Here is an 11,933-nt window from a genome sequence, read left to right as displayed (position 1 = left end):
GTTTTAAAAACCTGTTAGGTTTAAAGAAAATAAAAATGAAACATATCGTATATCTTTTTTTATTAATCACGCAGGTTTTCTTTGCTCAAAGCAGCTTTGAAAAAGGAAATGCATTGTACCAAAAGGCACAATATCAAGAAGCTGTAGATGTTTATGAAAGTATTATTAAAGAAGACAAACAACAATCTGCTGAGCTTTATTTTAACTTGGCAAATAGTTATTACAAATTAAATAAAGTAGCACCTTCGATTTATAATTATGAGAAAGCTTTGGTTCTAAAACCTCATGATCCTGAGACTTTAAACAATTTAAAATTTGCCAAAAAACTAACAATTGACGAAATTAAAGAAGTTCCCAAAGTAGGTTTTGCAAAACTGATCCAGAACTTTACAGGTATTTTTGATTATAATGTCTGGGCAAAAATCGCCGTTGGATTTGGATTTTTATTTCTATTGGCATTTATTGGATATTACTTTTCAGAGCTTACACTTACAAAAAGAATTTATTTCATTGGAATGTTTATTCTTTTGGTTGCTTTATTACTAAGTGTTTTTGCCGGAATGTCTGAGAAAAATCATTTTGACAATGATCGTCCTGCAATTGTTTTTTCGGAGTTAAGCGAAGTTAGAAGCGAACCTCAAAAAGGAGGCGCAGCAATTTTCTTGTTGCACGAAGGATCTAAAGTGTACGTTACGGAAACTCTTGGAAAATGGAAAAAAATTGAATTAACGGACGGAACTGAAGGTTGGATCGATGGTACAACAATTAAAGAAGTAAAATAAAAAGTCATAAAATCTCAGAAATAAAAAATCCCAAATTCCAATTATAGTATTGGAATTTGGGATTTTCTGTTTTTAGTTTTTCTCTAATTTACGGCATCAACCAATCTTATAAATTCGGCTTTGTAACCGTCTTCGTCATTTGACAAACCAGATTTAGCTAATCTTTTTATATCCGAAGTTGAACTGTTTGCTATAAATTTTGAATCTCTCAATTTTAATCCAAACCAAGCAACTGCGGTTGTAAATTTAAAGTCTGAAGAACTCTCATCTAAAGCTACTTTTTTGGTACCGATTGTACTTACCATTTCGATACTTTTATCACCATCAGGTTTTTTATATCTAAATTTAATCGTTGCCAATTCATCGCTATTCCCAGAATCATTCTGACTTACTTTTGTGTATTTTAAATCTGATGGAACATAATCACTTTCAACGCCTGTTGGAATAATTTCATACAAAGCTGTAACGGTGTGACCACTTCCTAATTCTCCGGCATCGATTTTATCGTTTTTAAAATCCTCAGCATTTAATTTTCTGTTTTCATATCCAATTAATCGATATGCCTGAACGTGTTTTGGATTAAATTCGATTTGAATTTTTACATCTTTTGCAATAGCAAACATTGAACCTTTAAACTCTTTTCCCAGAAAACGATTGGCTTCCTGAATATTATCAATATAAGCATAATTCCCATTTCCTTTATCGGCAAGAATTTCCATTTTGCTGTCCTTGAAATTTCCCATTCCATATCCTAAAACAGTTAAGAAAACACCTGATTTTCTTTTCTCTTCGATTAATTTTTCCATTTCCACATCAGAAGATGCTCCAACATTAAAATCTCCATCTGTTGCGATAACAACACGGTTATTTCCTTCTTTTATAAAGTTTTGTTCGGCAAGTTTATAAGCAAGTTCAATTCCTTCTCCTCCAGCTGTACTTCCTCCTGCGCTTAAATCATCAAAAGCATCCATAATAGTCTCTTTTTCATCTCCAGAAGTTGGTTCTAAAACAACACCCGCTGAACCTGCATAAACTACAATCGAAACTTTATCTTGTGGACGAAGTTCTTTGACCAAAATTTTCATTGATTCTTTTAATAACGGAAGTTTATTAGATTCATCCATCGAACCCGAAACATCAATTAGAAAAACAAGATTTGAAGCAGGCAAATTAGTCATTGGAATATTTTTTCCCTGCAAACCAATTTTCAATAATTGACAATTTTTATTCCACGGACTATCGCTTAATTCCGTGTTAATCGAAAATGGATGTTGCCCTTCTGGCTGTGGATAATTGTATTTGAAGAAATTCATCATTTCCTCGACACGAACAGCATCTTTAGGAACCTTTTGTCCTTCATTAATAAAATGTCTGATATTGGTATACGATGCATTATCAACATCGATAGAAAAAGTAGAAAGAGGTGATTTTTGTGGAGACTCAAAAGGATTTTCTTCAAGTCCTGCGTAACTTTCAGTGTTGGGATCTGAAATATTTTCTTCTGGAAGTTCATCGGTTGAAACAACTGTCATATCCATTGATTCCGTAGCAGAATCTGCATTTCCTTTTTTACAACAACTACACAAAATAAGAACAAGGAATGCCATCAAATAAAAAGCTTTATTTTTCATTTAAAATAAATTTTAGAAATTAGTGAATGATTTACTCTCAAATAACGACCAGCATTCCGGATGTACTAGTGAAGATTATCTGCGATTTTCGCCAATCCAAATTTGGTGCCAAGAATTTTCTTAAATTTTGGCTAATGAAAAAATAAAGTTTTCTAAAATAAAAAAATGCGCATTTTTAAAGGCTTTATCAAATGATAAAATTTCATTTGAAACGTAAATATTTTTCTAAACCACATAAGTGATATAAGTAAATTTAAGTCTGTACGTGGTTCATTGTAATTTTTATTTATGCCATAAATTATCACGCCAGCATTTGTAGAGACGCACAGCAGTGCGTCTACGTCCAGCATATCAACAAAATTTGCGCAAGACGCACTGCTGTGCGCCTCTACAAAATATGGTTTAATCCTAAAAAGTATATGTTTTTTGAGGCGTAATACAATAATCCAGTTTTACATCAGATTCAAAAACATCTTCGATTTGATCTTCGCATTCAAAAAAAGAAAGACCAATTTTGATGGTTTCCGGTTTACATTCTGCTAGGAATTTATCGTAAAAACCTTTTCCGTAACCAACTCTGTTTCCCAAAATATCAAAAGCCAAAAGCGGAACAAAAACTACATCAATAGTTTCTGATGGAACTGGTAAACCATTTACAGGTTCGGGAATATTATATTCGTTTTTTTTAATTTTAGTATTATCCGTCAATAAAAAATGAGACATTCCACGAGTTTCAAAATCACTTTTAGAAACCACAATTTCTTTATCTTTTCCGGATAATAGATGTAAAATGTATTCTGTGTTTACTTCTTTTTGTTCTTCGATAGGAAGAAAAACATGATAATAAGTTTTATCCCAAATAGGCAAGCTGATTAAATTATTGGCTATAGCCAAACTTTTTTCTTCGAGATCATTTTCTGAAAGTTGTTTTCGAAGATTTTTATAGTGTAGTCTTAATTCTTTTTTATTCGTCGGCATATTCCTCTCTATTTTTAGACATATGATAAATCGCATCACCTTCGTACACAATTGGCGAATGATTAGCGTTGATCACAAATCCGTCGTGTGGCGCTTTTACTTTTTGTTCAAATTTACCAAACGGATCTGTTATAATTGCCAAAATAGTTCCTTTGGTCACAAAACGTCCAATTCTATTATAATCATGCAATAAACCAGAGCATTTTGCACGCAGCCAAACCGAATTTTTAATATATATCGAAGGATCTTCTGCTTCTTCAACGATATGTTTTGGATCAAGCATTTTTAAATAATTCAATAAACGCTTCACTCCCATTACACCTTCATTTGCAACTAAATCATTAATATCTAATGATTTTCCGCCTTCAAAAAGAAGCATTTTTACGTTTGCTTTTTCGCAGGTATTTCTAAAAGAACCACCAATATTTTTAGAATAAAGTGTAAAAGGCGCATTAAAAACATCTGCAAGAAGTTTCAATTCGGGATTATTTTCTGTAATTCTTATTTGTGGCGCGTTAAAACGACTGGCTCCACCGGCATGAAAATCAACAGCGTAATCTATAATTGGCAAAACTTGGGCAACAATATGAAAGGCAAATCTACTTGCCAAAGAGCCTTTTTTGCTTCCTGGAAAAACACGATTTAAATCTCTTCCGTCAGGAAACTCGCGTGATTTATTTACGAAACCGTACATATTGATAATCGGAATACAGATAATTGTTCCTCTTGCCGGACGATTAATTTTTTTGCTAATAATCTGCCGAACGATTTCGACTCCGTTAATTTCATCGCCATGAATTCCGGCGGAAAATAAAACTACCGGACCTTCAATTTTTGAACGGCGCACAATAACGGGAATATTCAGTTTTGTAGTAGTGTGTAAACGAGCAATTTCAACGTTTATCGTTTTACTTTCTCCGGGCAAAATAGCTTCGTCAAAAATAACCAGGGGCGTATTATTTTTCATATTGAATTATAAAATCTAAATATAGAAATTATTCTTTGGATTTCGTAAATTTGAAACTAAATCAGTGTTAAGCTTTTTATAGAAATCGGAATGATTTTTGAAAAAGGATATCAGTTATCTTCAGAAAAAAAACAGAATGCAAAAACCGTCCTTAGATCTTCAAATCCAAACCTTGCCGGACAATCCCGGCGTGTATCAATATTACGATAAAGACGGGAAGATCTTATATGTTGGGAAAGCCAAAAATCTAAAAAAAAGAGTTTCCTCTTATTTCAATAAAATCCATGATACTGCCAAAACAAATGTTCTGGTAAAAAAAATTGTGACCATAAAACACATCGTCGTTCCTACTGAAACCGATGCGCTTTTATTAGAAAACAATTTAATCAAAACTTTGCAGCCGCGTTACAACGTATTGTTGCGCGATGACAAAAGTTATCCTTGGATTTGTATTAAAAAAGAACCTTTTTCAAGAATATTTTCGACCCGAAGAATGGTCAAAGATGGTTCTGAATATTTTGGACCTTACACCAGTTTCAAAACTGTACATACTATTCTGGAGCTAATCAAAGAATTGTATCCGTTGCGAACTTGTAATTATGATTTAAGCAAATCGAATATAGATTCAGGGAAGTTCAAAGTTTGCCTGGAATATCATATTGGCAATTGCAAAGGTCCATGCGAAGGCTTTGAATCTCTTGAAGATTATCAAAAACAAGTCGATGCGATTCGCGAAATTCTAAAAGGAAATTTCAAAGAAAGCATGAAAGACTTCAAGCGTTTGATGACGCAATATGCGCAGGATTTACGTTTTGAAGAAGCTCAAAAAATCAAAGAAAAAATCGAAGTTCTAGAAAATTATCAATCAAGATCTACGATTGTAAATCCAAAAATCACTAATATTGATGTTTTCTCGATTGTCTCTGATGAAAGTGCAGCTTATGTAAACTTCCTGCAAATATCACACGGATCGATTATTCGTTCGCATACTTTAGAAATGAAGAAAAAGCTGGACGAAACAGACGAAGAACTTTTAGAATTGGCGATTATCGAACTTCGCGAGCGTTTTCAGTTATTATCAAAAGAAATTATTGTTCCGTTTGAAATTGATTTAGGCGAAAACATCAAAACAACCGTTCCTCAACTCGGAGATAAAAAACAGATTTTAGATTTATCGATTCGAAATGCTAAGTTTTACAGAATCGAACAACTAAAACAATTGCAAATTGTAGATCCTGACCGACATACGAATCGAATCATGGCGCAAATGCAAAAAGATTTGCGTTTACATGTTGAACCGCGACATATCGAATGTTTTGATAACTCGAATATTCAGGGAACAAATCCGGTTGCGGCTTGCGTGGTTTTTAAAGACGGAAAAGCGAGTAAAAAAGATTACCGTCATTTTAATGTAAAAACCGTCGAAGGTCCGGACGATTTTGCTTCGATGACCGAAATCGTGTATCGACGTTACAAAAGATTATTAGACGAAAATCAACCTCTTCCGCAATTGATTATTATTGACGGTGGAAAAGGACAATTATCTGCTGCTTTAAAAAGTATCGATGAATTGGGTTTACGCGGAAAAATTGCCATTATTGGGATTGCAAAACGACTCGAAGAACTTTTTTATCCCGGAGATTCGATTCCGTTATATCTGGATAAAAAATCAGAAACATTAAAAGTAATTCAGCAATTACGAAACGAAGCACACCGTTTCGGAATCACCTTTCATCGTGACAAACGTAGCAAAGCTGCATTGAATTCATCAGTAGAAAGTATTCCCGGAATTGGCGAAAAAACCATGCTAACGTTAATACAACATTTCAAAAGTGTTAAAAGATTGAAACTAGCATCAGAAAAAGAAATTTCAGATGTAATTGGAGTATCAAAAGCAAAAAAAATTGTCGACTTTTACAAAACCAACTAGCTAATATGCGCCCAATCCAGCTGTCCATTTCAAAAACTCGGTCAAAACGTTTTTTTTCTACTTCAAAAAAAGGAGCTTCTAAAGTCGCTCTTTTTCTGCAGGAAAAAATATCGTTTTTTCACTCGCCGTTTTCCATTTCCATCTGGGGCGTGACAGCCGTTTTTTCAGCACTTTTATTATTCAGTACACAAAATACTTTTTCACAAGATAAAAAACAAGACAGCATTAAAAGACCAAAAATTGGTTTGGTTTTAAGTGGTGGCGGAGCAAAAGGATTTGCACATATTGGCGTTCTGAAAGTTCTGGAAGAAGCTGGAATCAAAATCGATTATATTGGCGGAACCAGTATGGGATCTGTAATTGGCGGACTTTATGCTTCTGGCTACAATGCTTCGCAAATTGATTCTATTTTTAAGAAAACCAATTTCGACGAATTAATAAACGATTATATTCCGCGTTCCTCTAAAAACTTTTACGGTAAAAAAAATGATGAATTATATGCCATAGTTTTACCATTTAGTAATTTTAAAGTTGGAATTCCAGAAGCACTTTCAAAAGGAATGTACAACTATAATTTATTAAGCAGTTTAACTAGAAATGTGCGTCATGTTCGCGATTTTAATAAACTTCCAACTCCGTTTTTATGTGTTGGAACCAATATCGAAACCGGCGAAGAAGTTTTATTAAACAAAGGAAATCTTGTTCAGGCAATGATGGCAAGTGCGGCATTTCCGTCGTTATTTACTCCTGTCGAAATTGACGGAAATTTGTTAGTCGATGGAGGCGTTGTCAACAATTATCCTATAAAAGAAGTTCGCAATCTTGGTGCCGATATAATTATTGGCGTTGATGTTCAGGACGATTTAATGAATCGTAAAAACCTTAAAAATGCTACCAGAATTTTGGTTCAGATTACCAATCTACAATCGATTGATAAAATGAAAAGCAAAATAAAAGATACTGATATTTACATCAAACCGGATATTCGGGATTATGGAGTAATCTCTTTTGACAAAGGCGAAGAAATCATCAGAAAAGGTGAAGAAGCTGCTTTTGCCGTTTATGAAAAAATCAAATCTTTGAGCAATGAAGATAATTTCTATAAAAAACCAAAACTAAAACTTAGTTCAGATACGCTTGAAATTAATAAAATAAACAGCGACAAATTAGACAATTACACCAAAGAATATATCAATGGTAAATTGCGTTTCAAACCCGGAAGTACCATAACTTATGACGATTTAAAAACGGGAATCAATAATTTAAATGCCACTCAAAACTTTAGCACGATTTCGTATTGCCTTCAACCGGACGGCAATAATGACGATCTTGATCTAGTACTGAAAGAAACTCCGACGCAAACATTTTTAAAACTGGGCTTGCATTACGATGGCCTTTATAAAAGTGCAATTCTGCTGAATCTTACGCATAAAAAAACATTCTTAAAAAATGATATCACTTCGCTTGACATTATTTTAGGAGATAATTTTAGATATGATTTGAACTATTATGTCGAAAATGGTTTTAATATCAGCTTTGGATTCCGATCCAGATTGAATCAGTTTAATCGAAATGTTACAACAAGTATTAGCAATTTAACTGGCGCAAATCCAAATATTAATCTAATAAATGTTGATTTCCTTGATTTGACAAATCAGGCTTATTTTCAAACCATCTTTGTACAAAAGTTTTTAATGGGCGGTGGTGTCGAATACAAATATTTAAAAATAAACTCCCCCACTCTTTCCAATGCAGAAAACATAATTGATAAGAGTAATTATTTTAGCGTCTTTGGATATTTAAAATATGATTCTTTCGATAAAAAAACCTTTCCGCATTCCGGATTGTATTTCTCTACAGATTTACAAACCTATTTGGCATCATCAGATTATACCAGAAATTTCAAACCTTTCTCGATCGCAAAGGCCGAAATTGCTTTTGCAAGAACTTTATTCAGAAAAGCTACGATTAAAATTGGTGCAGATGCCGGATTTAATATTGGCAGTGACAGCGTACCTTTCTTCGATTTTATATTGGGTGGATACGGTTACAACAAAATCAATAATTTCAATTATTTCTACGGATATGATTTCTTAAGTATTGCAGGAAACAGCTTTATAAAAACCGATATCACTTTAGACTATGAAATTTTCAAAAAGAATCACGTTAACCTTTCAGCAAATTTTGCCAACTTAGGCGATGATATTTTCACCACGGTAGATTGGGTTTCAATGCCCAAATATTCAGGTTATGCTGTAGGTTACGGATTAGAAACTATTATTGGCCCAATCGAAGTTAAGCAATCGTGGTCTCCGGAACTTTCAAAAAGTTTTACGTGGTTTAGTATCGGGTTTTCATTTTAATACTCTATAGAGAATTTAATCGCCACAGATTAAAATGATTTTATGGATTATTACTTGTGGAAAATTTAACCACGAATTTCACGAATTCTATTCGTATAAATTGGTGAAATTCGTGGCGAAAAAAATATTTATATAAAATCATTTTAATCTGTGTAACCTGTGGCATGTTTTTCAACAAATAAGATTCTATTAACTAATAGTGCAATAAAAACCTACTATTTTTATATTCTATAAAATTTATATCAAAAAAAATTGAAATATGTTAGGTTTATAAATGATATAATTTATAATTTTACTCAATAAAAATTACGACATTTGTTATAATGAAAACAAAATGGACAGGTTTATTAGAATATCTTCAATTCCTCATCAAGAGAAATCCTGAGTGAAGCTATCGAATTGAGATGATTAGGCAATTTTAAGAATTGAACTAATTATCTGTTCACACAATTCAAATTTTTCGAATTATCTAATTTACAAATTATCTAATAGAAAAGCCATGCCATTATATCATAAACTTGGAGATTTCCCTCAAAAAAGACACACCCAATTCGAAAAACCAAACGGAGGTTTTTACTACGAACAATTGTTTGGAACCGAAGGTTTTCACGGACATTCGTCACTTTCTTATCATGTTCACAGACCAACGCAGGTTAAAGAAATATTAAACTCTTATTCGGTTGAACCAAAAATTGCAATCGGAAAAAATATAAAATCATTACTTTTTAAAGGTTTTGAACTTAAACCTGAAAATGATTTTCTGGACAGCCGCAAACCAATGTTAGTCAACAAAGACTGTGTTATTGGACTGGCAGCTCCAAAAGAATCACTTAGAAATTATTTCTACAAAAATGCCGATGCTGATGAAATGCTTTTCATCCATAAAGGAAAAGGAAAATTAAGAACCATGTTAGGGAATATTCCGTTTGAATATGGTGATTACTTAATCATTCCAAGAGGCATTATTTACCAAATAGAATTTGAGACTGAGGAAAACCGACTTTTTTACGTAGAATCTTATTCTCCTTTTTACACTCCAAAACGTTATAAAAACCAATCTGGTCAGCATTTAGAACATTCGCCATTTTGCGAACGCGATTTTATTTTGCCAAACGAATTGGAAACACATGATGAAAAAGGTGATTTTTTAATTAAAATCAAAAAAGAAGGAATGATTCACGAAGTCGTTTACGCCACACATCCTTTTGACGTTGTGGGTTGGGACGGTTACAATTTCCCATACGGATTCTCGATTCATAATTTCGAACCAATAACGGGACGTGTTCACCAACCGCCTCCGGTACATCAAACTTTTGAAACGGCAACTTTTGTCGTTTGTTCATTCTGCCCTAGACTTTACGATTATCACCCGAAAGCAATTCCGGCGCCATACAATCACAGCAATATAGATTCTGACGAAGTACTATATTATGTTGATGGTGATTTTATGAGTCGTAATAATATTGAGCAAGGTCACATCACTTTACACCCAAAAGGAATTCCACATGGTCCCGCACCAGGCGCAATGGAGCGTAGTATTGGTCATAAAGAAACCCAGGAATTAGCCGTTATGGTTGATACTTTCCGTCCATTAATGGTTACGGAAGAAGCAATGGGTCTTGATGATGGGCAGTATTATAAGTCTTGGACTGAATAACTAACCGAATTTAACCGCAAAGTCCGCAAAGGATTTTACGCAAAGTTCACGAAGTTTCTAAAGAAGTTTTTATTAAAAACAAGTTCACAAAGCTTTATGTTCTTTGTGCTTTTACAAATTCTTATTGATAAAAAACCTTTGCGAACTTTGCGATTTACTTAGCGTCTTTGCGGTAAAAAAAATCAAATTTTAAAACAACACTTCGGTTCAATCAAATAAACGATTCACCGATTAAACAAATAAACATTATGTCAAAAGAAGTAAAATCAGTAGAATACGGATTAGAAAAAATCTTTGAAGGAGCACAAGATTTCCTTCCGTTATTAGGGACAGATTATGTAGAATTTTATGTAGGTAATGCAAAACAATCTGCACATTATTACAAAACTGCTTTCGGATATCAGTCATTAGCTTACGCCGGATTAGAAACTGGAGTAAGAGACAAAGCATCTTATGTTTTGAAACAAGATAAAATCAGAATTGTTTTAACTACGCCATTAACGCAAGATTCTCCAATTCATGCACATCTTCAAAAACATGGAGACGGTGTAAAAGTTGCCGCTCTTTGGGTTGAAGATGCAAGAAGTGCTTACGAAGAAACTATGAAACGTGGTGCACGCTCGTTCATGGAACCAACTGTAGAATCTGATGAATTTGGAGAAGTAGTTCGTTCCGGAATTTACACTTACGGAGAAACAGTTCATATTTTTGTCGAAAGAAAAAACTACAATGGTGTTTTCTTACCAGGTTACAAAGAATGGAAATCTGACTACAATCCAGAACCAACCGGATTAAAATATATCGATCACATGGTTGGAAATGTGGGTTGGAATGAAATGAATACTTGGGTAAAATTCTACGAAGATGTTATGGGATTTGTAAACTTCCTATCATTCGATGACAAACAAATTACTACAGAATATTCTGCATTGATGAGTAAAGTAATGTCAAACGGAAACGGAAGAATCAAATTTCCAATCAACGAACCAGCCGAAGGAAAGAAAAAATCTCAAATTGAAGAATATTTAGATTTCTATGGCGGACCTGGAATTCAGCATATTGCTATTGCGACAGATGATATTATTAAAACAGTATCACAATTAAGAGCACGCGGTGTTGAGTTTTTATCTGCTCCACCTCATACTTATTATCAAGCTATCCCAGAAAGATTAGGTGTTCACATGGATATGATGAAAGAAGATTTAAACGAAATTGAAAAACTTGCCATCATGGTCGATGCAGACGAAGATGGATATTTACTACAGATATTTACTAAGCCAGTTCAGGACAGACCAACGCTATTTTTCGAAATTATTCAAAGAATGGGAGCAAAAGGTTTCGGTGCAGGGAACTTTAAAGCCCTTTTTGAGTCGATTGAGAGAGAGCAAGAATTGAGAGGAACATTATAAAAACGTAAAATTTTTACATTATACAGAGGAATTCTCTGAAAAAGCATGCTTTTTATGCAAATGTTATGTTAAACTTACCTTTTGCTATATCTTTATTGAACTTTCTGCATATCTTTGCACTCGCAAATCAAGAAGGGGTGGTTTCCTTCTGAATTGATATAAATTTCATAATTTATAGTTTTTTGGTTAGTTAATAGCATAAAAACTCAGTCATTC

Annotated in this window: 8 protein-coding genes; 5 read left to right on the top strand and 3 right to left on the bottom strand. The window is 33.5% G+C overall.

Going from position 1 to position 11,933, the window contains the following annotated elements; translation table 11 throughout:
* The first annotated feature begins 35 nt into the window (after positions 1-35).
* Positions 36-782 carry a tetratricopeptide repeat protein gene (locus tag C8C83_RS10620; RefSeq protein ID WP_121328509.1) on the top strand — a complete coding sequence of 249 codons (747 nt, stop codon included), beginning with the start codon at positions 36-38 and terminating at the stop codon, positions 780-782.
* A gap of 83 nt (positions 783-865) precedes the next feature.
* On the opposite strand, the gene C8C83_RS10615 is transcribed toward C8C83_RS10620, so the two are convergent.
* The 3 genes from C8C83_RS10615 to C8C83_RS10605 all read right to left on the bottom strand — a co-directional run bounded on the left by C8C83_RS10615 (position 866) and on the right by C8C83_RS10605 (position 4,358).
* Positions 866-2,413 carry a VWA domain-containing protein gene (locus C8C83_RS10615; RefSeq protein ID WP_121328507.1) on the bottom strand — a complete coding sequence of 516 codons (1,548 nt, stop codon included), beginning with the start codon at positions 2,411-2,413 and terminating at the stop codon, positions 866-868.
* Between the two features lie 408 nt (positions 2,414-2,821).
* On the bottom strand, positions 2,822-3,391 hold the full coding sequence (locus C8C83_RS10610; protein ID WP_121328505.1) for a 5-formyltetrahydrofolate cyclo-ligase: 570 nt from the start codon (positions 3,389-3,391) through the stop codon (positions 2,822-2,824).
* Positions 3,378-4,358 (bottom strand): succinylglutamate desuccinylase/aspartoacylase family protein, encoded by a 981-nt coding sequence (locus C8C83_RS10605; protein WP_121328503.1) that lies wholly within the window; start codon positions 4,356-4,358, stop codon positions 3,378-3,380. The genes C8C83_RS10610 and C8C83_RS10605 overlap by 14 nt, the downstream gene beginning before the upstream one ends.
* 136 nt (positions 4,359-4,494) lie before the next feature.
* Between C8C83_RS10605 and uvrC the strand changes: the two genes are divergently transcribed.
* From uvrC to hppD, 4 genes are all read left to right on the top strand, one after another.
* Entirely contained in the window at positions 4,495-6,288 is a 1,794-nt protein-coding gene (uvrC, locus tag C8C83_RS10600; RefSeq protein ID WP_121330018.1) for an excinuclease ABC subunit UvrC, read from the top strand.
* Between the two features lie 5 nt (positions 6,289-6,293).
* A complete protein-coding gene (locus tag C8C83_RS10595) occupies positions 6,294-8,651 on the top strand; it encodes a patatin-like phospholipase family protein (RefSeq protein WP_121328501.1) in 2,358 nt (785 codons plus the stop codon).
* 499 nt (positions 8,652-9,150) lie between these two features.
* A complete protein-coding gene (locus C8C83_RS10590; protein WP_121328499.1) occupies positions 9,151-10,308 on the top strand; it encodes a homogentisate 1,2-dioxygenase in 1,158 nt (385 codons plus the stop codon).
* Between the two features lie 248 nt (positions 10,309-10,556).
* On the top strand, positions 10,557-11,717 hold the full coding sequence (gene hppD / locus C8C83_RS10585) for a 4-hydroxyphenylpyruvate dioxygenase (protein WP_121328497.1): 1,161 nt from the start codon (positions 10,557-10,559) through the stop codon (positions 11,715-11,717).
* Positions 11,718-11,933: the final 216 nt, after the last annotated feature.

It is taken from the genome of Flavobacterium sp. 90, from assembly GCF_004339525.1.
Lineage (GTDB): Bacteria > Bacteroidota > Bacteroidia > Flavobacteriales > Flavobacteriaceae > Flavobacterium.
This window is presented reverse-complemented; position numbering and strand designations above follow the sequence as displayed.

Excerpts from the sequence above, each read along its gene's own strand:
- C8C83_RS10615 (WP_121328507.1), bottom strand. The coding sequence starts at position 2,413 with ATGAAAAATAAAGCTTTTTATTTGATGGCATTCCTTGTTCTTATTTTG.
- C8C83_RS10590 (WP_121328499.1), top strand. The coding sequence starts at position 9,151 with ATGCCATTATATCATAAACTTGGAGATTTCCCTCAAAAAAGACACACC.
- uvrC (WP_121330018.1), top strand. The coding sequence starts at position 4,495 with ATGCAAAAACCGTCCTTAGATCTTCAAATCCAAACCTTGCCGGACAAT.
- hppD (WP_121328497.1), top strand. The coding sequence starts at position 10,557 with ATGTCAAAAGAAGTAAAATCAGTAGAATACGGATTAGAAAAAATCTTT.
- C8C83_RS10595 (WP_121328501.1), top strand. The coding sequence starts at position 6,294 with ATGCGCCCAATCCAGCTGTCCATTTCAAAAACTCGGTCAAAACGTTTT.
- C8C83_RS10605 (WP_121328503.1), bottom strand. The coding sequence starts at position 4,358 with ATGAAAAATAATACGCCCCTGGTTATTTTTGACGAAGCTATTTTGCCC.
- C8C83_RS10610 (WP_121328505.1), bottom strand. The coding sequence starts at position 3,391 with ATGCCGACGAATAAAAAAGAATTAAGACTACACTATAAAAATCTTCGA.
- C8C83_RS10620 (WP_121328509.1), top strand. The coding sequence starts at position 36 with ATGAAACATATCGTATATCTTTTTTTATTAATCACGCAGGTTTTCTTT.